Below are 24,117 nucleotides of genomic sequence, written 5' to 3' on the forward strand. Positions count from 1 at the left end.
ATCCGGTCCTGCGCCCGGCCGGCGCGGGACCGTCCGCCCGGGGAGAGGCGCGCCCGGCACCCGGGGACCCCCGACCCGACGTCCCGGTCAGCCGCAGCCCGCACCCGTCGGAGTCCGCGACCGGCGGGACGGGCGTGCTCCCGGACGACTCGGACGTCCCGCGCGCCGCGACGGGCGGCTCCGCTGGGACGTGGGCCGCGCCCGCCTCCGGCGACGTCCGAGGACCGGCCACGGGGACTGCCGAGCCGCCGGTCCCCGCGGGTCCGCCCGGTGCCCCGGACGCCGAGGGCACGCCCTCGACGGGTGCCCGGCACGCGGACACCCCCGCCCCGCCCGACACCCCGTCCCGGCGCGCCGCGTGGCGCGCGTTCCTGCCGCCCGTCCGGTGGCGGGGGCGTCCGCCCGACGCCCCGGACGCCGAGGGTCCGCCCTCCACGGGTGCCCGGCACGCGGACACCTCCGCCCCGACCGACACCCCGTCCCGGCGCGCGACGTGGCGCACGCTCCTGCCTCCCCTCCGGTGGCGGACCCTGGCGGTGGTCGTGGCGGTGCTCGCGGTGGCGGTGTGGGTCGGCCGCGGTGTCATCGGGAGCTCCGGTGGCGAGTCCGAGCCCGGCGCGGGGAACGGGGGCGCGGAGGCCGCGGCGGAACCCCCGCCCGAGCCGGTGGTCATCGACGGTCAGCAGATCGCACCTGCGGGTTCCCTGCTCACGCTGAACCCGGCGGTGGCCCAGCCGGGTGCGGCGATCGCGGTCGACGGCGCCGGCTTCGACCCCGGGGCGACGGTGGACCTGGCGGTGAGCCCCGCGGACGCCGCGGCGGACCAGCCTCCCGCGGGCGAGGCGGTCGGGTCCGCGGAGACCGACGAGAACGGGGGGTTCACCGCCGAGGTCACGCTGCCCGAGCAGCTGGCGACGGGCAACGTGGTGGTGACGGCCCAGCAGCGCAACAGTGACAAGACCGCACGGGCCGAGGCGGTCGCCACCGCCGGCACCGGATCGGTCAGCCTCAGCGAGGAGACCGGGCAGCCGGGCGACGTCATCTCGGTGACGGCGCGCGGGTTCGCGCCCAACGAGACGATCGACGTGTTCTGGGGCCGGGTGTCCGGTGAGCCCTCGGCGACCCTGACGGCGGGCGAGGGCGGGGGCGTCGAGGAGGCACCGGTGCGGGTCGGCACCGGGACGGTGGGCGAGAACACCCTGGTGCTGGTCGGCGAGGAGAGCGGCACCACGGCCACCGCGGGTTTCTTCCTCAACGGCCTGTACCCGACCTCGGCCGCGACGCCGTACGCGGTGAAGGCCAAGCAGGTGCTGACGCTGTCCGGGGAGGGTTTCGCACCCGAGGAGCGGGTGCTGGTCTACGTCAACGCGTCCAGCGGGGCGCCGCTGATGACCGCGCAGGCCGACAGCCAGGGCAGCTTCGGCGGGGTCGGGTTCGAGGTCCCGTACGGGCTGTCGGGCTCGAACAGCCTCGTGATGATCGGGGAGCTGAGCAGGGCGACGACCCGATCCGGCTTCGAGATCCTGCCCTACACCCCCAGCGCGGGGCCCAGCACGTACGGCGGTTCCCCCGGTACGACGTTCAGCTTCTTCGCCGAGGGGTTCGGCCCGGAGGAGGTCGTGCTGGTCTACCTGGGCCGCACCGAGAACAGCGAGGGCGAGCTGGTCACCGCGTTCCGGGTCAACGACCGCGGCGAGGCGGGCCCGGCCGGCAGCTTCCAGGTCGACGGGGGCGACCAGGGCACGCTGTCCTTCACGCTGATCGGGCGCGACAGCGGAGGCCAGACCACCGTGGAGTTCGAGGTGAGCGCGCCGACCGGCCCGGTGGGCGACGTCCCCGAGCGGGCGGAGTACACGCTGCCGGCGGAGCTCGCCGAGACGGCGGACACGCCCCAGGGCGACCAGCCACCGGAGGGCACCGCCCCGCCGGAGGGCGGCACCCCGCCGGAGGGGGCCACCCCGCCGGAGGGCGCCCCGCCGGAGCCGGCCGCCCCGCCGGAGGGCGGCACCCCACCCGAGGGCGCGCCGCAGGAGCCGGCCGCCCCGTCCGAGGGCGGGCAGGGATGACCGTCGGCGGCCGGGTGGCCCCCTCGGGCGACCCGGTGCCGGGGCGGGCCCTCGATCGGGACAGGGCCGCCCTCCTGATCGTCGACACCGAGGACCGGGTCGGTCGGGTCAACCCGGGCGTCGAGCAGCTGTTCGGGTACCCGCCGGGCGAGGTGGTCGGCGGCCCGGTCGGCGTCCTGGTGCCCGACCGCTTCCGGGCCGAGGTCGCGCAGCACCTGGAGCGGTGCCGCGCCACGCGGGTGACGACGAGCCTGCAGGTGTCCGCGCGCCGCCGGGACGGCACCGAGGTCCCGGTGGAACTCACCATCACCCCCCTCGGCCGCGACCCGGGCAACGGGCTGGCGTTGTCCTTCTGGAACGACTCGCAGCTGGAGCGCACGCTGGGGGTGGTGGACGACAGCGTGCGGTGGCTGCACGCGACCGAACGGGCGCGCGTGACGCTGCTGACCCACCTCGTGCGCGCCCAGGACGAGGAGCGGAGACGGATCGCGGCCGACGTCCGCGACCACTCCATCCTGGCGATCGCCGTGGCCTCGCTGCGCCTGCAGCAGCTTCGGCGGCGCCTCAGCGACCCCGGCGACCGCAGGCTGCTGACCCGCCTGGAGGAGAGCATGCAGCTGGCCGTCGGACGGCTGCACCACCTCGTGTGCGACCTGCGGCGACCCGGACCGGAGCGGGGTGGGTCACTCGCCGCCGTGCGGCATTGCCTGCAGCAGCTGCGCGCCGACACCGGCGCCACCGTCGGTCTCGACCACGGCCTGAGCGAGGGCCTGCCCGTCGAGACCCGGGCGCTGGCGTACCGGCTCACGCAGGAGGCGCTGACCGACGTGCGCAGGTACGCCCGGGTCAGCACCGTGCACGTCCGGCTGCACGAGGTCAGTGACGGCGTCCTGGCCATCGTGGCCGACGACGGCGTCGGGGACCCCGCCGACACCGCCGGGTCGGACCCCGTACCGCTCGGCCTGACCCTCCTGCACGAGCGCGTCGAGATCGCCGGCGGCTGGTGCCGGATCGAGAGGACGCCCGGTGCCGGCGCCTCCGTCGAGTTCTGGATCCCCCGGATCGACGAGGCGACCGACCGGGCGGAACCGCACAACACCCGTCCAGAGGCGAACCGTGAACGCAGATCGTGCAGTCGAGTCGGTGGGCGACGTCGGAGCGGTGCTGGTCGTCGTGCCGACCTATGACGAGGCAGCCAACATCGCATCCGTGGTCGGTCGGCTGCGCGCGGCCGTGCCCGGAGCGGACGTCCTCGTGGTCGACGACGACAGCCCCGACGGGACCGGGCGGATCGCCGACGGACTCTCCGCCGGGGACCACCACGTGTCGGTGCTGCACCGGCCGGCCAAGCAGGGGCTCGGCAGGGCCTACCTCGCCGGGTTCCGCCAGGGTCTGGACCGGGGCTACGACGTGCTGGTCGAGATCGACGCGGACGGGTCCCACCAGCCGGAGGAACTGCCCCGGCTGCTCGCCGCGCTGACCCGGGCCGACCTGGTGCTGGGCTCCCGGTGGGTGCCCGGGGGTGCGGTCCGCAACTGGCCGGCGACGCGCCGGCTGCTGTCCCGGGGCGGCACCGCCTACGCCCGGCTGGCGCTGGGGCTCCCGATCCGGGACGCGACGAGCGGGTACCGGGCGATCCGCGCCGGCGCGCTGGAGCAGCTCGACCTCGACACCGTCGCGTCACAGGGCTACTGCTTCCAGATCGACCTGGCCCGCCGGGCGGTCGAGCGGGGGCTGCGCGTCGTCGAGGTCCCCATCACCTTCGTCGAGCGGGAGCGCGGCGCCAGCAAGATGAGCGGCGCGATCGTCCGCGAGGCGCTGTGGCGGGTGACCGTCTGGGGAGTCGGACACCGCGTCCTGCACCGCCCGGCCACCGGCGGACGCCCGGTGCAGGCCACCCCGGGGGCCGGGGCCCTGGCGGCGTCACGGCGGTGACCGCCGGACCCGCGCCGGGTCCGCCGGAGGCGTCCCCCTCTCGGCTCGTGCGACCTCCCCCGTGGGTGGGTCGCCGGCTCCCCTCGCAAGTGCCCGGTGCAGCTCCGAGTCCTGCGGGATGCCCGCGGTGGCCGGCCGGCCGGAGGATGACGGCCAGCCCGTTCAGGAGCACAGACGGCCTCACGCACGGGACAGAGGGCCAGAGATGATCGACATCTTCGGACCCGGTTCGCAGAAGCTGCTCGGGTTCCTCGTACAGATCCCTGACCTCGGTCCCGACGACGTCGATGCCGTCGCCAGGGCATGGCGGCGGACACCGGCGGAGGCGCGGGCGACCGCCTGGGCGGCGATCCAGCGCGCGATGCCGCCGGAGGACCGTCCCCTGGTCCACAACGCCGCCATGGTGGCCCGCGAGCGGGCGATGAGCGTGGCCCTGTCGCACGACCGGACCGACTGGGCCTTCTGGGCGGCGGCGTGGGACGCCGCCGGCGCGCTCGCCGCCGAGCACCGCATCAGCGGCGGGTCCTACCGGGTGCTGGTCGAGCCCATGGCGGTCGCGCTCGGCTGGCTCGCGCCGGACACCGCCGACCTCGTCCCGGCGCCGCGGGAGGCGCGGCTCGAACCGGCCCCGACCGAGACGGGAGGCACCGGATGAGCGCCGCCGTCGTCCGGCTCCTGGTGGCCGACGACGACACGGCGATGCGCGACGCGCTGGCCGACACCCTCGTCAGCCACCCCGGCATCGTGCTGCTCGGCGTCGCCGGCGACCACGCCGACACGGTGCGGCAGGCGGCCGAGCTGCGCCCCGACGTGGTGCTGGTGGACATGCGCATGCCCGGCGGCACCGGTCCGGACACCGCACGCGAGGTCCGGGCGAGGTCGCCGGGCACGGCCGTGCTCGCGCTCTCCGCCTTCGAGGACCACGGGCTGGTGCTCGAGGTGCTCGCCGCCGGCGCCGCCGGCTACCTGCTGAAGGGCACGCCGGGCACCGAGATCGTCGAGGCGGTGCAGCGCGCGGGCCGTGGCCAGCTCAGCATGCCCGTCGACCTCGGCACCCGGTTCGCCCGGGCCCTGCTGCGTGACCGCGAGGACCACCGGCACGCCGCCGCGGAGCTGCGGCACAGCGAGGAGGCCTTCCACGACCTCGTCGACGCGGTCCCCGCAGCCGTCGTGCTGGTCGGGCCGGACGACCGGATACGGCTCGTCAACGCGGGGACGGACCGGGTCTTCGGTCGTGTCAGGCGCGAGCTGATGGGGAAGCCCGCGACCACGCTGCTGCCCCCGAGGTACCACGGGACCCTCGCCGACCGGCTGTTCCACGCGCGGAGCGCACCGCCCGACGAGGCCCCCGGCCCCGCGGCCGAGCTGGCCGGTGTCCGGGGCGACGGGACCGAGTTCCCGGTGGCCGTCACCACGAGGTCCCTGCACCTCGGCGGCGAGTCGCTCGTGGCGGTGTTCCTGCGCGACCTCGGCACCCCCGACGCGGTCGACACCCACCACCGGTACGTGCCGCAGTCCGCCCCCGACGCCCTCGTCGCGGTCGACACCGCGGGACGGGTCGAACTCGTCGACGGGCAGGCCGAGCTGCTGTTCGGCTACGGGCTCGGCGAGCTGCTGGGGCGACCGCTGGAGCTCCTCCTCGACGGTCCCGTCGAGACGTACGTGCGCCGGTGGAGCGGCCCGCCACCGCCCCGGGCCGATCGGGGCACCGAACCGGGGGTCGAGCTGACCGGCCGCCGCAGCAACGGCACCGGGTTCCCCGCCGACGTCGTCTTCAGCCGGCTGCGCGACGGACACCGGTCCCTGGTGGCCGCCACGATCCGTGACCGGACCGAGCAGCGCCGCTCCGAGCTGGCCCTCGAACGCAGCTTCCAGCTGCTCCGCAAGAGCGACCACGAGCACCAGTTGCTGCTGACCCACCTGGTACGGGCTCAGGAGGACGAGCGCAAGCGCATCGCCGCGGCCATCCACGACGACCCGTTGCAGGCGATCACCGCGGCCTCGCTGCGGTTGCAGCAACTGCGGCGCCGGCTGAGCACCCCCGCCGAGCGCGACCTGCTCGCCGCGGTCGAGGAGACCGTCCAGCAGGCCATCGGCCGGCTGCGTCACCTCACGTTCGACCTGCAGCCGCCGTCGACCGAGCTGGGGCTGGTCGCGAACCTGACCGGCCACCTGGAACAGCTGCGCTCCGACACCGGCACCACCTTCACCGTGACGAACCGGCTCCGCTTCGAGCCCAGCGCGGACGTGCAGCTCATCGTGTACCGGATCGCCCAGGAGGCGTTCACCAACATCCGCAGGCACGCCCGCGCCCGCACGGTGACCGTCCGGTTGTCCACCGTGGACGACGGGTGCCTCGTCGCCATCAGCGACGACGGCGTCGGCTACCAGCCCGACACGGAGTCCGTACCGGGGCACCTGGGGCTGCCGCTCATGGCCGAACGCGCACAGATCGCGGGTGGGTGGTGCCGGATCGAGAGTGCCCCCGGCCGGGGGACGACGGTCGAGTTCTGGATCCCCCACACCGCCGACGCCCTGCACGGCGCGCGCCAGGACGAGGAGACGCACGCACCATGACGGCCCCGGAGAGCCCGCCGGACGCCCCGATCCGGGTGCTGCTCGTCGAGGACCACCAGGTGGTCGCCGAGAGCCTCGCCGCCCTGCTGGCGGAGTACCCCGACCTGGACGTCCTCGGCTGGGTCCCCACCGTCGCCGCGGCCGTCGACGCGGTCCAGCGATCCGAGCCGGACGTCGTCCTGGTCGACTTCCGGCTCCCCGACGGCAGCGGCGCGCAGGCAGCAGCCAGGATCCGCGAGCTGCGCCCCCACGCCGCCGTCGTCTTCCTCAGCGCCGACTCGTCCGACGACGCGGTGACCGCTGCGGTCGAGGCCGGCGCGGCGGGCTACCTGCTCAAGTCCGCACCCAGCGACGACCTCGTCCGCGCCATCCACCGGGCGGCCGACGGCGAGATCCTCATCCCCGCCCAGCGGCTCGCCGAGCTGCTGACCCGGCGACGTGTCATCGCGCGCCAACGGGCCCAGCACACCCGGCTCGGCGCGAGTCTGACCCCCCGCGAGCGCGAGGTGCTCGCCCTGATGGCCAGGGGCATGGACAACCGCGCACTCGCCCGCCACCTGGGCATCGAGTACTCGACGGTGCGCAGCCACGTCCACAAGGTGCTGCTCAAGCTGGGCGCCCGCTCGATGCTCGAGGCGGTCGCGAAGGCCACCGAGTCGGGGATCGTGCCGACGCCGCGGTCCCCCGGGGAGCCGCGGTGACCCCGGCCCGGGTCGGGCGCGGCACCGGGCCACGGCGGAGGTCCTTCTACGCAACGACCGGTAGCGATAGGCTCCCCGGACCCGAGCCCGTGGTCTCTCCCCTCCCCCGGTCACCTCACGCGAGCATCGACACCAGGGGTGGTGGCTGCCGTGAACGTCGAGGCGTCGAGTGCCCTGGGGCACGAGACCGGCCGCCTCGGGGTGCCCTCGCCCTGGGCCGCCCCCGCGGACGGCGACGGAGCACGCCCCGCGGACGGGTCGCTGTTCCGCCGCCTGGTGGACTCGGTGACGGACTGCGCGATCGTGGCCGTCGACGCCCGGGGCCGGGTGGCGAGCTGGAACCAAGGGGCCGCGCAGAGCTTCGGTCACCGGGCCGACGAGATCATCGGGGAGCCGATCGAGCGGTTGTACCCCTCCGCGGTCGCCGAGTCGGGCGAACCGGGCAGGGCCCTCGCCGAGGCGGCGCGCCGGGGCAGCTGTACGGGGGTCGGGTGGCTCCGACGCGGGGACGGGGCCCGGTTCTGGGGCAGGACGGTGCTGTCGGCGTCGACCGACGACGCCGGGCACCTCGAGGGGTTCTGCCTGGTCGTCCAGGACCTCACCGCGCAGAGGTCGCTCGAGGACAAGCTGCAGCAGCGCGGGCGGCTGGAACAGCGCCTCCTCCGGGCGCTGGCCGAGATCACCCAGGCCGTCCTGGAGGCGGGCCCCAGCGACGAGGTGCTGCGGCGCACCGCCCGGCTGGCCCGGTGGCTGGTGGGGGCGGCAGCCGCGACGGTCGTGATGCCCTCCCCCGGCGGCGAGCTGGTGCCGCGGGCCACCGACGGCCCGGACGGGGATGCGGCGCAGGAGGTGGCCTCGTCCGCGGTGTCGTCGATGGCGGCGGAGGTGATGCGCAGCGGACGCGTCTGCGTCGTCGCCGACCCGTCCCCGGAGCCCCGGGCCGGCAGCGGTCCCCCGGCACACGACGTCGCGGGGTCCGTGCTGCTCGTCCCGCTCCTGGTGCGGAAGCGGGTCGTCGGGGTGGTCGAGCTCGTGAACCGGCACGGGCAGGTGGCGTTCGACGACGAGCAGGTGCTGACCGTGCAGTTGTTCGCCGCCGACGCCGCGGTCGCGGTGGAACGGGTCCGGATGCGCGAGCACCTGAGGCAGCTGGCCGTGACGCCGATGCTGGCCGAGCGGCCGCTGCAGGGGACGCTCGACGACCTGGCGCGCAGCGTCGTCGAGTTCGCCGACGCCGAGGCGTGCTCCGTCCACCTCCTCGACGGCGACCAGAGGCTGCGGACCGTGGGCAGCCACGGCCTGCCGACAGCCCTGGTGCTGGGGCTGGACGCCGCGTACCGCGGAGGCGAGCACCCCGCGATGGAGGCGATCACCGGGCACGCCCCGGTGGTCGTCGAGGACGCGAGGGCGCGACTGCGCGGCGACGAGCGGCTGCGCCCGGTGCACGACCTCCTGGACGAGGCGGCCTGGACCACCGTGGTGTACCTCCCGCTGATCGGACCGGTCGCGACCCGCGGGGCGCTCTGCTGCTTCTTCGCCGAGCGGCCGGACGACCCCGACGTCGCCTTCCTCAGGGTCGTCGCCAGCGACGCCGCGACCATCGTGGGCAACCTCCTGCTGCTCGCCGCGGCCCGGGAGAGGGGGTCGCTGGCCGAGCGGCAGCACCTCGCCAGGGAACTGCACGACTCGGTGTCGCAGGCGCTCTACGGGATCGCGCTGGGGGCACGCACCATCCGCGAGCTGCTCGACCGGGACCCCGGACAGATCTCCGGACCGGCGGACTACGTGCTGCAGCTGGCCGACGTGGCCCTCGCCGAGATGCGGGCACTCATCTTCGAGCTGCGCCCCGAGTCCCTGGAACTGGAGGGACTGCACGCCGCACTCACCAAGGAGGCCGACGCCGTCCGCGCCCGGCACGGGCTCGTCGTCGAGACGGTCCTCGACGACGTGCCCGAGGTCTCGCTCCAGGCGCAGCACGCGCTGTACCGGATCGCGCAGGAGGCGCTGCACAACGCGGCCCGGCACGGGCACGCGTCCCACGTCGGCGTCCGGCTCCACGCCGACGGGTCCACCGTGATCCTCGAGGTGGTCGACGACGGGGTCGGTTTCGAGCCCGACGCCGAGTACCCGGGACACCTCGGGCTGCGCTCCATGCGCGAGCGCGCGGCCGCGATGGGCGGGACGGTGCAGATCACCAGCTCCTTCGGCGCCGGGACGCGGGTGCGGGTCACCGTCCCGTCCGGCCCGCCACCCGGCGCAGGGCCGCTGCGGGGTGGGATCTGGCCGGGCTGACCCGCCGGGACGTCGTCCTGGTCCCGCCCGGCGCCGGGTCGCGGCGGTGCGACTGCGAGGTCCCGGCCCGACGTCACGGCTCGACGGGCTCCGCTCCCTCGAGCAGGCTCATCGCGAGCTCCGGGGAGAACTCGCCCGCCGCGGTCCCCTCGCCGATCCCGCAGTCCCCGTCGGACTCGCCCGGGGCCTTGAGCCACAGTCGCAGCTGTCCCCCGTCCTCGGCGCCGGGTGCCTCGCCGATCTGCCGGTCACCGGGGTTGCACCACTCACCGTTCGCGCCGTTGCCGTTGCGGCTGGTGTCGACGACGAAGGGCTTGGAGGTCCCCAGGGCACCGTTGAGCTCGTCCGCGTACGCGACCTCGTCGTCCGTGGCGTTGTAGTTGGACACGTTGAGGGCGAACCCGTGCGCGTCGGCGATGCCGGCCGCCTCCAGCCGCTCGGCCATCACGTCCGCGGGGACCCAGTTCGAGTGGCCGGCGTCCAGGTACACCCAGACGTCGTCCGACTGCAGCTTCTCCACCGCGTAGGACAGCAGGCGCAGCCGGTCCTCCTGCTGCTGGTCACTCAGGCAGGTGTCCAGCTGGGCCAGCGCGTCCGGCTCGAGGACCACCAGCGCGGGGCGGTCGCCGAGTCCGGCGTCGAACCCGTCCACCCAGCGGCGGTACGCGCCCTCGTCGCCCTGTCCGCCGGCGCTGTGGCCGCCGCAGTCGCGGTGGGGGACGTTGTAGGCGATCAGGACGGGCACCTCGCCGGCGTCGGCCGCGGCGGAGGTGTAGTCCTCCACGGCGGTGGTGATGTCACCGCTCCACGCGCCGAACCACTTGCCCGTCGGCTGGCTGGCGATCCGTTCCTCGACCTCCCGGGCCGCGGGATCGTCCGGGTGGGACTGCGCCCAGACCGCGGCCTGGGAGTCCGGGTCGACGTACAGCGACGAGGCCAGCTCCGGCAGCGAGGTGCCGGACGGCGCCGGCTCCGGCGAGGACGTGCCGTACGCCGCTGCGGAGACGGCCAGCGTCGCGGCCGCGAGGGGCGCGGCGACCTTCCATCGGGTAGCGCGGACCGTGGCCCGCGGTGAGCGCAGGTGCATCGCGGGGGACTCCTGTCGATTCGGCGAGGCACCGCCGGCCCCGCTGGCGGTCACTTCGCGGGACCGCGGTGGTGTTCGTGGACGAGATCCCGCATGAGTGACGCGAAATCTGCTTCCTTGGGCTCGAACCGGTCCGCACCGGCCGAGAGCATCCCGCGGATCCGTTCCTCTTCCAGATGTGCGGACAATGCGACGATCCGCACGCCGGGAAGCACTTCCCGAATGGTGGAGGCGACTCGTTCACCACCACCGTCGGGCATGTGCACGTCCACCAGGACGACGTCCGGGCAGTGGGCCAGCGCCAGCGTTATGGCGTCGTCCACGCGCAGCGCAGCGCCGACGAGCCGCACGGACGGCTCCTCCGCGATGAGATCGATCAGCGCAGCGAGTGACAGCGGGTGGTCGTCCGCGACGACGATCCGCAGGAGGCCCGCGGAATGGCCGTTCGGTGGAATGGACACACCAGGGACGTTAGATTTCCCGCGCGGACCGATCAGCGTACGACGGATCGATCTTCACGTCCGTCAGTTGCATGACGCCGGAATGGACGACGGGATGATTTCCCGGGTCGACCGCCCGGTCGGGCAGCCCACCACGACACCGGTCGCCTCCCGGTGGCAGCCCCCGCCAGGCTGCCCGTCCTCGGGGCCGGCGCCGGCCGGCGCGGTCACTGCGTGGGCGTCGGCTGCGTGAAGGCGGTCAGGGCGGCGTCCACGACGCGGTCGACGTACTCGCGGGTGACCGGGTCGCGGGTGATGAGCAGCCGCGTCCAGACCGGGCCGATGAGCACGTCGATAAAGAGCTCGTGGTCGACGGCCGGCGACAGCTCGCCGCGGGCCAGCGCCCGCGCCAGGATCCGCCGGTAGGCCTGGCGGCGGGTGTGGATGACGGTGGCCAGCAGGTCGGCTATCTCCGGGCGGTGCCCCGACTCGCGGATCAGCCGGGGCACGAACCGTCCACGGCCGCGCACGAACGTGTCGACGGCCCCGTGCAGCATCTCCTCCAGGTCCCCGCGCAGGGTCCCGGTGTCCGGCACGGACACGCTGTGCAGGGCCAGCCGCTCCAGCCCGGCGGCGGCCACCGCCGCCTTCGACGGCCACCGGCGCAGGATCGTGGTCTTGGCGACGCCGCTGCGGGCGGCGAGCTGGTCGAGGGTGAAGCCGGCGTAGCCGTGGGCGACGAGCAGCCGGATCGTCTGCTCCAGGATGCGCGAGTCGAGGCTGTCGTCCCGGGGCCGTCCCCGACCGCGGGAGGACCCACCGGACCGGGACGCCACACGCCAACGCGTAGCGGAACGGGTCACCGGACACAAGCAGGCCGGGGCGGGCGCCGTGCGCCGACGCCGCTGATCCGGCCCTCACCGGTTCCCCGTACGCAGCGTCATGCCCGGACCACGGGAAGACGATGTGCCACCTCGTGTCGCGTCAGGAGGGCCGTTTCCTGTCACTTCTGCACAGCGCGAGGCGCCGCAGATCGACGCGCGTGGGCGATCCGGGCCGTGGCCTGCGGGCGGTCGTCGGCGCATCCTCACCTCGTCCGCATCCCCCTGACCCGGGAGCCCGCCATGAGCACCACCCGCACCCGCGCCGCCGTCGTCCTGGCCGCCGCCACGGCTGCCCTCGGCGTCGCCCTCCCCTCCGCCTCCGCCGCCTCGTGCAGCACGGCGTGGGGCTCCCTGCCGGAGACCGTGGCCGACGGCGGCCGCGGCACCCTCGACGACGTCCGCACCGGCCGGCACGCCTGCTACGACCGGCTGGTCCTCGACCTCGACGGGATCGACGCCGCCGACGTCGGCTACGACGTCCGGTACGTGCCCCAGGTCGTGCAGGACGGGTCGGGCCGGCCCGTGCCCCTGCGCGGGGCCGCCGACCTGCAGGTCGTCGTGCACACCCCCGGGTACACCGGGACCGGGGCGGCGACCTACGACCCGCGCACCGACGCCGAGGCCGTCGCCGTCGGCGGCTACCGCACCTTCCGGCAGGTGGCCTACGCCGGCTCGTTCGAGGGCAGCAGCACCGTCGGGCTGGGCGTGCGCGCCCGCCTGCCGTTCCGCGTGCTGGTCCTCGACGGCCCCGGCGACGGCTCGCGCCTCGTCGTCGACGTCGCGCACACCTGGTGAGCAGCACGGCCGCACCGGGGCTCACCCGGCCCGACCGGCAGGAGGCCCGCCGGCGTCAGTGCGCCGGCGGGTCCGTCCGCTCGTCGCGTTCGGGGCCGCTCCGCTTGGGGCCCTCGATGGCGCGGGGAGCGCGGCGCAGGTCGTCGAGCAGGTCCTGACCGGGCCGGCGCGGCGGGTCGACCAGCTCCGCCGGGGTGTCGGGGACGACGACCTGCGGCTGGTCGTCCTCCGGCTCGAAGCTGCGCGGGATCCGCTTGAGGTGCCGGTTCATCGAGCGGACCAGCAGGAAGACGGCGAGCAGCAGGACGAGGGTGAGGAACAGCCCCAGCGGGCCGGACTTGCCGACGTCCTCGGGCAACTGCTCCTCGGCGGCCAGGACCGCCCCGGCCAGCGCGCCGCTCACCAGCCCGGCGCTCACGGGACCGGCACCTCGCTGCGGATGCCGGCGAACAGGTCGTCCTCCGGCAGCGTCGAGTCCACCAGCGAGCGGGCCAGCTCGTAGTCCTCGGTCGGCCACACCCGCTGCTGCAGGTCCATCGGGCAGGCGAACCAGCGGCCGTTCGGGTCGATCTGGGTGGCGTGCGCGATCAGGGCGGCGTCGCGCACCGGGAAGTACTCGGCGCACGGGACGCGGGTGGTGACGCGGTGGCTCGTGTCCCGCTCCGGGTCCCAGTTCGCCAGCCACTCGGCGTAGGGCGACTCGGCGCCGGTCTCGAGCATCGCCTCGTGCAGCGCCCGCGTCCGGGTCAGCGTGAAGCCCATGTGGTAGTAGAGCTTGCTCGGCTGCCAGGGCTCGCCCAGCTCGGGGTAGCGCTCCGGGTCGCCGGCGGCCTCGAAGGCGTGCACCGAGACCTCGTGCGTCTTGATGTGGTCGGGGTGCGGGTAGCCGCCGCGCTCGTCGTAGGTGAGCACGACCTGCGGCCGGAACCGGCGGATCAGCGCCACCAGCGGCGCGGCCGCCTCCTCGGTGGGCACCAGCGCGAAGCAGCCCTCGGGCAGCGGCGGCAGCGGGTCACCCTCGGGCAGGCCGGAGTCGACGAACCCGAGGAACTCCTGCTCGACGCCCAGGATCTCCCGTGCCCGGGCCATCTCCTCGACGCGCAGCTGCGGCAGCCGCTCCCAGATCTCCGGGCGGTCCAGCGACGGGTTGAGCACCGAGCCGCGCTCGCCGCCCGTGCAGGTCGCCACCATCACCTCGACGCCCTCGGCGACGTACTTGGCCATCGTCGCGGCACCCTTGCTCGACTCGTCGTCGGGGTGGGCGTGGACGGCGAGCAGGCGCATCGGGTCGGCGTCGGTCACCTCCCCAGTGTCCCCCGGCGCGCCGACGGAACGCCGCCGACAGGTCCCCCGGAGGGCTGGATGTGGTGCCTGTCACGGTCCGTTCCGGTACCGTCCGCTCCCCCCACAGGGAGCGGACGGTCCCTGCACGGGCCCCCGGCCGGTGTTAGCTTGGCCGGATCGACGTCGCCGCATCCCGACCGGGAGGCGGCCCCCGAGCTGTGCAGGAGTACCCCGCGTGACCACCCCCACTGAGAACGAGCAGGGCATCTGGCTGACCCAGGAGGCCCACGACCGGCTGAAGGCCGAGCTCGACCAGTTGGTGGCCGGCCGGCCCGCCATGGCCGCCGAGATCAACGCCCGCCGGGAGGAGGGCGACCTCAAGGAGAACGGCGGCTACCACGCCGCCAAGGAGGAGCAGGGCAAGCAGGAGGGCCGGATCCGGCAGCTGACCGACCTGCTCCGGAAGGCGCGCGTGGGCGAGCCGCCGACGACGGCCACCACCGCCGAGCTCGGCACCGTCATCACCATCCGCTTCCAGGGCGACGACGAGACCGAGAAGTTCCTGCTCGGCTCCCGCGAGATCGCCGGCACCACCGACCTCGCCGTCTACTCGCCGGAGTCGGCGATGGGCTCGGCGATCCTCGGCGCGAAGCCGGGCACCTCGGTCACCTACCAGGCGCCCAACGGCCGCGACATCACCGTCGAGGTCGTCGCCGTCGAGCCGTTCGTCCCCTGACCCGGGCCCTCCCCGTGCGCGTGGCCCGCTCGCGGCGGGCGGAGAACACCGGCTTCGTCTGCGTGCACTGCGCCGCCGACGTCCCCGCGAACACCGACGGGCACTACCGCAACCACTGCCCGGTGTGCCTGTGGTCGCTGCACGTCGACGACCTGCCCGGCGACCGCGCGAGCGGGTGCCGGCAGCCGATGGAGCCGATCGGCCTGGTCGAGAAGTCCGGCAAGGGCTGGCAGGTGGTGCACCGCTGCACGGCGTGCGGCCACCGCCAGCCCAACCGGCTCGTCCGCGACGGCGACGCCCCCGACGACCTCGACTTGGTCCTCTCGCTCCCCTGGTTGTGAACCGCTCCCGCCCGTGATCATCGGCGGGTGGCTGCGGTCGCCGGCGTGTCGGACAGCCACCCGCCGATGATCACGGGTCAGGCCGGGGCCAGCCCTCGGCGGCGGAGCAGGGGCGCCGGGTCGGCGTCGCGGCCGCGGACGGCGCGGAAGGCCTCCAGCGGGTCCACCGCCCCGCCGCGGGACAGCAGCCGCTCGCGGAAGACGTCGCCGTTCTCCCGCCGCAGGCCGCCGTTCTCGCGGAACCACTCGACGGTGTCGGCGTCGAGGACCTCCGACCAGATGTAGGAGTAGTAGCCCGCCGCGTAGCCGCCGGCGAAGACGTGCTGGAAGTACGTCGTCCGGTAGCGCGGCGGCACCAGGTCGGAGGCGACGCCGGCCGCCTCCAGCGCCCGCCGCTCGAACTCCGCCGGGTCGCCGACCTCGGTCTCCGGGGTGATCCGGTGCCAGGCCTGGTCCAGCAGCGTCGCGGCGAGGTACTCCAGCGTCGCGAAGCCCTCGCCCCACAGCCGGGCGGCGTCGAGCGCCTCGACGGCGGACGACGGCAGCGGCTCCCCCGTCTCCACGTGCCGCGCGTAGTGCGCGAGCACCTCCGGCCACAGCGCCCACATCTCGTTGACCTGGCTCGGGAACTCGACGAAGTCCCGCGGCACCGCGGTCCCCGCGAAGCGCGGGTAGGTCACCGCGGAGCTCAGCCCGTGCAGCGCGTGGCCGAACTCGTGGAAGAGCGTGTCGACCTCGTCGAGGGTGAGCAGCGTCGGCCGCCCCTCGGGCGCGCGGGCCACGTTGAGGTTGTTGACGACGACGGGCCGGGTGCCCAGCAGGCGCGACTGGGTGACGAATGAGCTCATCCACGCGCCGCCGCGCTTGCCCTCGCGGGCGGAGAAGTCGCCGAGGTAGAGGCCGACCGCCTCGCCGTCGGGACCGCTGACCTCCCACACCCGGACGTCGGGGTGGTAGCCGGCGAGGTCCGGGCGGGGACTGAACCGGAAGCCGTAGAGCAGCTCCGCGGCCCGGAAGACGCCGTCGACGAGCACCCGGTCCAGCTCGAACCACGACCGCAGCGCCGCGGTGTCCACCGAGTACCGCTCGGCGCGCACCCGCTCGCTGTAGAACGCCCAGTCCCACGGCGCGAGCTCGTCGACCCCGTCGCGGGCGGCGGCCTCGGCCAGCACCTCGGCCTCGGCCCGCGCGTTCGCCGTCGAGGGCCCGACCATCGAGGTGAGCATCCCGTCGACGGCGGCGGTGCTGCCGGCGGTCTGGTCGGCCAGCACCAGGTCGGCGTGGGTGGCGAAGCCGAGCAGCCGCGCCCGCTCCGCGCGCAGCCGGGCGATCCGCGCGGCGACCGGCCCGTTGTCGTGCTCGCCCGACGACGCGCGGGTCACCGACGCCTCGAACACCCGGCGGCGCAGCTCCCGGTCCCGCAGCTTGGCCAGCACCGGCTGGCGGGTGGGCAGCAGCAGCGGCAGCACGTACCCGTCGAGGCCGCGGTCGGCGGCGGCGCGCGCCGCGGCGGCGACCTCCTCCTCGCCCAGCCCGTCGAGCGCGGCGGCGTCGGCCACCCGGACGGCGGCGGCCTCGGTGGCCAGCTGCAGGTTCTGCCCGAACTGCGTGGACAGCTCCGACAGCTCCCGGTTCAGCTCCGACAGCCGGGCGCGGCCGGCCTCGTCGAGCCGGGCGCCGGCCAGCACCCGGTCGAGGTGGTGCCGCTCCACCAGCCGGACCGCCTCGGGGTCCAGGCCCGCGGAGTGCCGGGCGGTGTGGACGGCGTCGACGCGGGCGAACAGTGCCGGGTCCAGCCGCAGCGCGTCGGCGTGCGCGGCCTCCAGCGGCGCGAGCTCCCGCTCGATCTCCCGCAGCCGCGGCGTGGACAGCGACGAGGACAGGTTGCCGAACACCGCCTCGGCCCGGCGCAGCAGCGCGCCGGAGCGCTCGAGGGCCTCGATCGTGTTCGCGAAGGTCGGCGGCTCGGCCGACCCGGTGATCGCGGCGATCTCGGCGCGCTGCTCGGCCATCCCGGCCAGCACCGCCTCGCGGCAGTGCTCGAGCGTGATGTCGGCGAACGGCGGCAGCCCGTACGGCAGCGGTGACTCGGCGAACAGCGGGTTGGACACGGCGGGGGCGGTCTCGGCGCTCATCGCCGTCCATCCTGCGCCGCCGCGCAGACCCGCGTACGCCGGTGGCCCGGAACCGGTGCGGTTCCGGGCCACCTGGGTACGACGGTCGCCGTCAGCGAGAGGCGGTGCGCTGGTAGAGGCGGACCGACAGCGGCACGAACACCGCGAGGATGACCGCCGTCCAGATCAGCGTGTAGAGCACCGGGTTCTGCAGCGGCCACGCGTCGGGCACCGGGTAGCCGGCGGGCACGTTGCCGAACAGCTCGCGGGCGGCCAGCGTCACCGACGAGACGGGGTTCCACTCGGCGAAGGTGCGCAGCACCGCCGGGAAGGTCTCCAGCGGCACGAACGTGTTGGCGATGAACGTCAGCGGGAAGATCACGATGAAGCTGGCGTTGTTGACCACCTCCGGCGTGCGGACCAGCAGCCCGACCACCGCCATCAGCCACGAGATCGCGTAGGCGAACACCAGCAGCACCAGGAACCCGCCCACCGCCTCCCCGATGGAGGAGTTGATCCGCCAGCCGACCACCAGGCCGGTCAGCGCCATCACCGTGATCGAGATGACGTTGAGCCCGGAGTCGGCGATGGTGCGCCCGACCAGCACCGCGGACCGGGACATCGGCAGCGACCGGAACCGGTCGATCAGCCCCTTCTGCAGGTCCTCGGCGATGCTCGCGCCGGTGACGGTCGACCCGAAGACGACCGTCTGCGCGAAGATCCCCGGCAGCAGGAACTCCGCGTAGCTGATGCCCGGCGGCAGCCCGCCGATCGCGCCGCCGAACACGTAGCGGAACAGCACCACGAACATGATCGGCGACAGCGTCGCGAACACGATCAGGTCGGGCACCCGCTTGACCTTGATCAGGTTGCGCTTGGTGATGACGACGCTGTCGGACAGCGTCGCGGCCAGCGAGGTCATCGCACGCCTCCCGTGGGGACCGGCTCGGCCGGGGTCTCGTCGGTGGCGCCGGCGTCCGCGCTCTCGGCGGCCCTGTCGTCGGCGGCATGGCCGGTCAGCGCCAGGAACACGTCGTCGAGGTCGGGGCGGCGCAGCCCGACGTCGAAGATGTCGGCGGTGTGGCCGTCGAGCCGGCGCAGCGCGTCGGCCAGGACCTCCGCGCCGCCGGTGACCGGGATGCTCAGCCGGCGCGCCTGCTCGTCGACGTGCGGCTCGTCCACCGCCAGCGGCCGCAGCCGCGCCACCATCTCCGGCAGGGCGCCCGCGTCGGTGACCGCGAACTCCAGCCGCTGCCCGCCGACCTGCGCCTTGAGCTCGTCGGCCGTGCCGCGCGCGATCGCCCGGCCGCGGTCGATGACCACCATCGAGTCGGCCAGCCGGTCGGCCTCCTCCAGGTACTGGGTGGTGAGCAGGATCGTCGTGCCGCCGCCGGCGAGGTCGGCGATGAACTCCCACATCGCCAGCCGGCTGCGCGGGTCGAGGCCGGTGGTGGGCTCGTCGAGGAAGAGCACCCGCGGCCGGGCGATGAGCGAGGCGGCGATGTCCAGCCGCCGGCGCATGCCGCCGGAGTAGGTCTTCGCGGGCCGGTTCGCGGCGTCGGTGAGGTCGAACCGCTCGAGCAGCTCCCCCGCCCGGGCCCGCGACTCCCGCTTCCCAAGCCGGTACAGCCGGCCGACCATCTCCAGGTTCTCGAACCCGGTCAGGTACTCGTCGACGGCGGCGTACTGCCCGGTCAGCCCGATGACCGAGCGCACCCGGTCCGGCTCGCGGACGACGTCGACGCCGGCCACCTCCGCGCGCCCGCCGTCGGGCAGCAGGAGCGTGGTCAGGATGCGGACGACGGTCGTCTTCCCCGCGCCGTTGGGCCCGAGCAGCCCGAGCACGGTGCCCTCGGGAACGGCGAGGTCCACCCCCGCCAGCGCCGTGTTCGACCCGAAGCGCTTCTGCAGTCCCTCGACCAGGATCGCGTCGTTCATGACAGGGAAACTAGGTGTGAGCACCGACACTTCCCGAACGCTTTTCGCGTCCGGCGAACGGTCCGACGCCTGCTGTCCACTCCCACGACACCTCTCCTCGTCCGGCGGTCCCGGAGGGCAGACCGCCGGACGCGGGAGAAGTGAGCGCTAGGCCTCGGCGACGGCGAAGCCGGCCTGCTCGATCGCCCCGACGACGGTCCGCGCGTGGTCGGGGCCGCGGGTCTCGAGGACGACGAACACCTCGACCTGCCCGAGGTCCAGGCGGGTCGCGGTCCGCTCGTGCTCGACCTCCAGCACGTTGGCGCCGGCCTCGGCGAGGACGGCGAGCACCGCGGCCAGCGACCCCGGCCGGTCGGGCACCGCCAGCCGCAGCCGCAGGTACCGGCCGGCGGCGGCCATGCCGTGCTGGACGACCTTCATCATCAGCACCGGGTCGACGTTGCCGCCGGACACGACCGCGACCACCGGCGGCCGGAACGCCTCGGGCTCGGCCATCACGGCGGCGACCGCGGCCACCCCCGCCGGCTCGACGACCAGCTTGGCCCGCTCCAGGCAGAACAGCAGCGCGCGGGAGAGGTCCTCCTCCCCCACCGTGCGCACGTCGTCGACCAGGTCGCGGACGTGCGCGAGGGTGAGGTCGCTGGGCGCGCCGACGGCGATGCCGTCGGCCATCGTGGAGACCCCGGTCAGCGCCACCGGCCGCCCGGCGGCCAGCGAGCCGGGGAAGGCGGCGGCCCCGGCCGCCTGCACCGCCACGACCCGGGCCTCCGGCCGCCGCTCCCGCACCGCGGCGGCCACCCCGGACACCAGCCCGCCGCCGCCGGTGCAGACGACGACGGTGGCGACCTCGGGGCACTGCTCGAGCAGCTCCAGCCCGACCGTCCCCTGCCCGGCGATGACGTCGGGGTGGTCGAAGGGGTGGATGAACACCGCCCCGGTCGCCTGGGCGTGCTCGACGGCGGCCGCGAGCGCCGCTGTCAGGTCGGCCCCGACCAGCCGCGCGTCGGCGCCGTAGCCGCGGGTGGCGGCCACCTTCGGCAGCGGCGCGGACTCGGGCATGAACACCGTGGCCCGGACGCCGAGCATCCGGGCGGCCAGCGCCACCCCCTGCGCGTGGTTGCCGGCGCTGGCCGCGACCACCCCGCGGGCCCGCTCGTCGGCGGCCAGCCGGGACAGCCGCACGTAGGCGCCGCGGAACTTGAACGAGCCGGTGTGCTGCAGGTTCTCGCACTTGAGGTGCACCGGGCCGCCGACCCGCTCGGCCAGCGCCCGCGAGTGCTCCAGCGGCGTGCGCCGGGCGACCCCGTCGAGCAGCTCGGCGGCGGCGACGACGTCGGCTCCGGTGACCAGATCCGCTCCCATGCCCTGATCCTCGCAGGGCGGACGATCGCGTCCGGGCCGACGCAGCCGCTCCCGCATCCTCCCTGGTCGTCGTACCGTGGCTGAGGTGACGGACGTCGCCCCAGCGCAGACCCCACCCGCACCCACGACCCTCGGCGAGCTCCGTGCCAGCGGAGCCGCCGCCCGGCCCGTCAAGGCCGAGATCCGCGCCAACCTGCTCGCCCGCCTGGGCGCCGGCGAGCCCTCCCTCCCGGGCATCGTCGGCTTCGAGGACACCGTCGTCCCCGAGGTCGAGCGGGCCCTCATCGCCGGCCACGACCTCGTCCTGCTGGGCGAGCGCGGCCAGGGCAAGACCCGCCTCATCCGCACCCTCGTCGGCCTGCTCGACGAGTGGACGCCGGTCCTCGCCGGCAGCGAGCTCAACGAGCACCCGCTGCACCCGATCAGCGTGTGGGCGCACCGCCAGATCGCCGAGCACGGCGACGACACCCCGGTCGGCTGGCTGCACCGCAGCGAGCGCTTCGGGGAGAAGCTGGCCACCCCCGACACCAGCGTGGGCGACCTCATCGGCGACGTCGACCCGATCAAGGTGGCCGAGGGCCGCACCCTGGGCGACCCGGAGACGGTCCACTACGGCCTGGTCCCGCGCACCAACCGCGGCATCTTTAGCGTCAACGAGCTGCCCGACCTCGCCGAGCGGATCCAGGTCGCGCTGCTCAACGTGCTCGAGGAGCGCGACATCCAGATCCGCGGCTACCGCGTGCGGCTGCCGCTGGACCTGCTGCTCGTGGCCAGCGCCAACCCGGAGGACTACACCAACCGCGGGCGGATCATCACCCCGCTCAAGGACCGCTTCGGCGCCGAGGTGCGCACCCACTACCCGCTCGAGCTCGCCGACGAGATCCGCCTGCTCGAGCAGGAGGCGCGCACCAGCGGGCTGGGCGCCCCCAGCGGGCACGACGCGTTCGACGCCCCCGTCGTCCCGACACACCTGGTCGAGATCATCGCCCGGTTCACCCGGCTGGTCCGCGAGTCCAGCCACGTCGACCAGCGCTCCGGTGTCAGCGCCCGGTTCGCGATCGCCGGGCTGGAGACCGTCGCCGCCTCCGCCGTCCGCCGGGCCGCGATCGCCGGGGAGACCCGGCCGGTGGCCCGGGTGGTCGACCTGCCGGGCGTCGTCCCGGCCAGCCGCGGCAAGGTCGAGTTCGCCGACGCCGGCAGCGACCCCGACGACGACCGGGAGCTGGAGGTGCTGGAGCACCTGCTGCGGCAGGCGACCGCGCAGACCTTCCGGGCCCGCTGCGGCGGGCTGGACCTGACCGGCCTGCAGGAGCACTTCACCGGCGGCGAGACGGTCGAGTCCGGCGAGCTGGTGCCGGGCGCGGCGCTGCTGGGCCAGCTGGGCACCATCCCCCGGCTGGCCGAGCTGCTGGGCCGCCTGGGCGTGCCGGAGGGCGAGGAGTCCGCCGAGCAGGCGGCCGCGGCGGTCGAGTTCGCCCTCGAGGGGCTGTACCTCACCCGCCGGCTGGCCAAGGACACCGACGGCACCCGCACGGTGTACGGGGCCTGACGGTGGCGCGCCCACGCCCCGGCAAGGGGTACCGGTACGGCCGCTGGCGGGGCGGGCCCGACCCGCTGGCCCCGCCCTACGACCTGGGCAGCGCCGTCGACGAGATCGGCGACTCGGTGCTCGGCGGCAGCGGCGTCCGCGAGGCGCTGCGGGAGCTGCTCCGCCGCGGCATGGACGGCCGCCGCGGCCTCGACGAGCTGCGCCGCTCCGTGCGGGAGCGGCTGCGGCAGGCCCGCACCGCGGGCCGGATGGACGGCACGCTGCAGGAGGTCCGCGAGCTGCTCGACCGGGCGCTCGCGGCCGAGCGCCGGGAGCTGTTCCCCGACCCCGACGACCTGGCCCGGCTCAAGGAGGCCGAGCTCGACGCGCTGCCGCAGGACACCGCGGGCGCCGTCCGGGCGCTCAAGGAGTACGACTGGGCCTCGCCCGAGGCCCGGCAGACCTACGACCAGATCCAGGACCTGCTGCGGCGGGAGGTGCTCGACAGCTCCTTCGCCAACATGAAGCAGGCGCTGCAGAACGCCACCGAGCAGGACGTGCAGGCGGTCAAGGACATGGTCGCCGACCTGTCGCAGCTGGTGGACGCGCACAACCGCGGTGAGGACACCGAGGAGCGCTTCCGCGAGTTCATGGACAAGCACGGCCAGTTCTTCCCGGACGACCCACAGTCGGTGGACGAGCTGATCGACTCCCTCGCCCGCCGGGCCGCCGCGCAGGAGCGCATGATGGCCGGCCTCTCGCCCGAGCAGCGGGCCGAGCTGGCCGACCTCATGGCGCAGACCATGTCCGACCTGGGGCTGGCCAGCGAGATGGCCCACCTGCAGGACGCGCTGCGCCAGGCCCGCCCCGACCTGCCGTGGGGCCAGCGCGGCCAGGTGCCCGACGGCGAGCAGGGCCTGGGTCTCGGTGACGCCACCAGCGCCGTCGCGGAGCTGGCCGACCTCGAGGCGCTGTCCAACCAGCTCTCCCAGGGCTACGCCGGCGCCTCGCTGGCCGACGTCGACGAGGAGCTGCTCGAGCAGGCGCTGGGCCGGGAGGCCGTCGACGACCTCGCGGCGCTGCGGCAGATGGAGCGCGAGCTGGAGCGGCAGGGCTACCTCAACCGCTCCGACGGCAAGCTGGAGCTCTCGCCGAAGGCGGTGCGCCGGCTGGGCGCCACCGCGCTGCGGCGGGTGTTCGCCAAGCTCGACGCCACCGGCCGCGGCGAGCACGACGTCGCCGACGCCGGCGCGGCCGGGGAGCTCACCGGCAGCTCGCGGGAGTGGCAGTTCGGCGACGAGCAGCCGCTCGACGTCGTCCGCACGGTCCGCAACGCGGTGCTGCGCACCGCCGGCGACCCGCACGGGCACGGCGAGCGCCGGGTCCGCATCGCCGTCGAGGACTTCGAGGTCGTGGAGACCGAGCGGCGCACCGGCGCCGCGGTCGCGCTGCTGGTCGACCTGTCCTACTCGATGGCGCTGCGCGGCACGTGGGGCGCGGCCAAGTCGACGGCGATGGCGCTGCACTCGCTGGTGACCACCCGCTTCCCGCAGGACGCGATCCAGATCATCGGGTTCTCGTCGACCGCGCAGGTGCTCAAGCCCGAGACGCTGGCCGAGCTGTCGGTGGACACGCTGCAGGGCACCAACCTGCAGCACGGGCTGATCCTCGCCCGCCGGTTCCTGGCCCGGCACCGCGACGCCGAGCCGGTGGTCCTGGTGGTCACCGACGGCGAGCCGACGGCGCACCTGGAGGAGGACGGCACGCCGTACTTCTGCTGGCCGCCGATGCCCGAGACGATCGCCCGGACCGTCGCCGAGGTGGAGCGGGTGGCCCGGTCCGGCGCGACGCTCAACGTGTTCGCGCTCGACCCCGAGCCGGGGCTGGTGCACTTCGTCCACGACATCACCGCGCGCGCCGGCGGCCGGGTCTTCACGCCCGACAGCGAGCGGCTCGGCGAGTACGTCGTCGCGGACTACCTGCGCACCCGCCGGGGCCGCCGGGCGCGCTGAGCCGGGCCGGGGAGTCAGGCCGTAC

General features: G+C 74.9%; 21 protein-coding genes. 12 read left to right on the forward strand and 9 right to left on the reverse strand.

What is annotated here, in order from left to right:
* The first annotated feature begins 536 nt into the window (after positions 1-536).
* From ACI8AR_RS01595 to ACI8AR_RS01625, 7 genes are all read left to right on the forward strand, one after another.
* The gene (locus ACI8AR_RS01595) at positions 537-2,066 is read left to right on the forward strand and encodes a hypothetical protein (protein WP_457049413.1); all 1,530 of its coding nucleotides are present in this window, start codon (positions 537-539) and stop codon (positions 2,064-2,066) included.
* A complete protein-coding gene (locus ACI8AR_RS01600; RefSeq protein WP_457049414.1) occupies positions 2,063-3,253 on the forward strand; it encodes a PAS domain S-box protein in 1,191 nt (396 codons plus the stop codon). Before ACI8AR_RS01595 ends, ACI8AR_RS01600 begins: the two co-directional genes overlap by 4 nt.
* Positions 3,210-4,001: a polyprenol monophosphomannose synthase gene (locus ACI8AR_RS01605; RefSeq protein WP_457049415.1), complete on the forward strand. Its 792-nt coding sequence runs from the start codon at positions 3,210-3,212 to the stop codon at positions 3,999-4,001. Before ACI8AR_RS01600 ends, ACI8AR_RS01605 begins: the two co-directional genes overlap by 44 nt.
* Before the next feature lie 205 nt (positions 4,002-4,206).
* Positions 4,207-4,656 carry a hypothetical protein gene (locus tag ACI8AR_RS01610; protein ID WP_456936906.1) on the forward strand — a complete coding sequence of 150 codons (450 nt, stop codon included), beginning with the start codon at positions 4,207-4,209 and terminating at the stop codon, positions 4,654-4,656.
* Complete coding sequence (locus ACI8AR_RS01615; RefSeq protein WP_457049416.1) at positions 4,653-6,578, forward strand: PAS domain S-box protein; 1,926 nt, start codon at positions 4,653-4,655, stop codon at positions 6,576-6,578. Before ACI8AR_RS01610 ends, ACI8AR_RS01615 begins: the two co-directional genes overlap by 4 nt.
* A complete protein-coding gene (locus ACI8AR_RS01620) occupies positions 6,575-7,279 on the forward strand; it encodes a response regulator (protein ID WP_457049417.1) in 705 nt (234 codons plus the stop codon). The genes ACI8AR_RS01615 and ACI8AR_RS01620 overlap by 4 nt, the downstream gene beginning before the upstream one ends.
* A gap of 150 nt (positions 7,280-7,429) precedes the next feature.
* A complete protein-coding gene (locus ACI8AR_RS01625; RefSeq protein ID WP_457049418.1) occupies positions 7,430-9,571 on the forward strand; it encodes a GAF domain-containing protein in 2,142 nt (713 codons plus the stop codon).
* Between the two features lie 73 nt (positions 9,572-9,644).
* Here ACI8AR_RS01625 and ACI8AR_RS01630 read toward each other — a convergent pair whose 3' ends face one another.
* The 3 genes from ACI8AR_RS01630 to ACI8AR_RS01640 form a co-directional block, all read right to left on the reverse strand.
* A complete protein-coding gene (locus ACI8AR_RS01630; RefSeq protein ID WP_457049419.1) occupies positions 9,645-10,658 on the reverse strand; it encodes a glycoside hydrolase family 6 protein in 1,014 nt (337 codons plus the stop codon).
* Positions 10,659-10,708: 50 nt separating this feature from the next.
* Positions 10,709-11,119 carry a response regulator gene (locus tag ACI8AR_RS01635; protein ID WP_457049420.1) on the reverse strand — a complete coding sequence of 137 codons (411 nt, stop codon included), beginning with the start codon at positions 11,117-11,119 and terminating at the stop codon, positions 10,709-10,711.
* A gap of 206 nt (positions 11,120-11,325) precedes the next feature.
* Positions 11,326-11,934 carry a TetR/AcrR family transcriptional regulator gene (locus ACI8AR_RS01640; protein ID WP_457049421.1) on the reverse strand — a complete coding sequence of 203 codons (609 nt, stop codon included), beginning with the start codon at positions 11,932-11,934 and terminating at the stop codon, positions 11,326-11,328.
* 288 nt (positions 11,935-12,222) lie between these two features.
* On the opposite strand from ACI8AR_RS01640, the gene ACI8AR_RS01645 reads away from it, so the two are divergent.
* On the forward strand, positions 12,223-12,777 hold the full coding sequence (locus tag ACI8AR_RS01645) for an AMIN-like domain-containing (lipo)protein (RefSeq protein ID WP_457049422.1): 555 nt from the start codon (positions 12,223-12,225) through the stop codon (positions 12,775-12,777).
* Positions 12,778-12,832: 55 nt separating this feature from the next.
* Here the strand turns inward: ACI8AR_RS01645 and ACI8AR_RS01650 are convergent, their stop codons facing one another.
* Both ACI8AR_RS01650 and mca read right to left on the reverse strand, forming a co-directional pair.
* Entirely contained in the window at positions 12,833-13,195 is a 363-nt protein-coding gene (locus ACI8AR_RS01650) for a hypothetical protein (RefSeq protein ID WP_457049423.1), read from the reverse strand.
* Positions 13,192-14,079 (reverse strand): mycothiol conjugate amidase Mca, encoded by an 888-nt coding sequence (mca, locus tag ACI8AR_RS01655; protein ID WP_457049424.1) that lies wholly within the window; start codon positions 14,077-14,079, stop codon positions 13,192-13,194. The genes ACI8AR_RS01650 and mca overlap by 4 nt, the downstream gene beginning before the upstream one ends.
* Positions 14,080-14,296: 217 nt before the next feature.
* On the opposite strand from mca, the gene greA reads away from it, so the two are divergent.
* Together greA and ACI8AR_RS01665 are read left to right on the forward strand one after the other, a co-directional pair.
* The gene (greA, locus tag ACI8AR_RS01660) at positions 14,297-14,797 is read left to right on the forward strand and encodes a transcription elongation factor GreA (protein WP_110907602.1); all 501 of its coding nucleotides are present in this window, start codon (positions 14,297-14,299) and stop codon (positions 14,795-14,797) included.
* A 20-nt stretch (positions 14,798-14,817) separates the two neighbouring features.
* On the forward strand, positions 14,818-15,138 hold the full coding sequence (locus ACI8AR_RS01665) for an RNHCP domain-containing protein (protein WP_457044950.1): 321 nt from the start codon (positions 14,818-14,820) through the stop codon (positions 15,136-15,138).
* A gap of 77 nt (positions 15,139-15,215) precedes the next feature.
* On the opposite strand, the gene ACI8AR_RS01670 is transcribed toward ACI8AR_RS01665, so the two are convergent.
* From ACI8AR_RS01670 to ilvA, 4 genes are all read right to left on the reverse strand, one after another.
* Positions 15,216-17,273 carry a M3 family metallopeptidase gene (locus tag ACI8AR_RS01670; protein ID WP_457049425.1) on the reverse strand — a complete coding sequence of 686 codons (2,058 nt, stop codon included), beginning with the start codon at positions 17,271-17,273 and terminating at the stop codon, positions 15,216-15,218.
* A 91-nt stretch (positions 17,274-17,364) separates the two neighbouring features.
* Positions 17,365-18,174 carry an ABC transporter permease gene (locus ACI8AR_RS01675; RefSeq protein ID WP_387987883.1) on the reverse strand — a complete coding sequence of 270 codons (810 nt, stop codon included), beginning with the start codon at positions 18,172-18,174 and terminating at the stop codon, positions 17,365-17,367.
* On the reverse strand, positions 18,171-19,190 hold the full coding sequence (locus tag ACI8AR_RS01680) for an ATP-binding cassette domain-containing protein (RefSeq protein WP_457049426.1): 1,020 nt from the start codon (positions 19,188-19,190) through the stop codon (positions 18,171-18,173). The genes ACI8AR_RS01675 and ACI8AR_RS01680 overlap by 4 nt, the downstream gene beginning before the upstream one ends.
* 147 nt (positions 19,191-19,337) lie before the next feature.
* A complete protein-coding gene (gene ilvA / locus ACI8AR_RS01685) occupies positions 19,338-20,552 on the reverse strand; it encodes a threonine ammonia-lyase (RefSeq protein WP_457049427.1) in 1,215 nt (404 codons plus the stop codon).
* Positions 20,553-20,637: 85 nt separating this feature from the next.
* Here ilvA and ACI8AR_RS01690 point away from each other — a divergent pair, with 85 nt between their 5' ends.
* Complete coding sequence (locus tag ACI8AR_RS01690; protein ID WP_457049428.1) at positions 20,638-22,101, forward strand: sigma 54-interacting transcriptional regulator; 1,464 nt, start codon at positions 20,638-20,640, stop codon at positions 22,099-22,101.
* A 2-nt stretch (positions 22,102-22,103) separates the two neighbouring features.
* Positions 22,104-24,092: a VWA domain-containing protein gene (locus ACI8AR_RS01695; RefSeq protein ID WP_457049429.1), complete on the forward strand. Its 1,989-nt coding sequence runs from the start codon at positions 22,104-22,106 to the stop codon at positions 24,090-24,092.
* The last annotated feature ends 25 nt before the right edge of the window (positions 24,093-24,117 follow it).

This window comes from Geodermatophilus sp. SYSU D01036 (assembly GCF_054050435.1).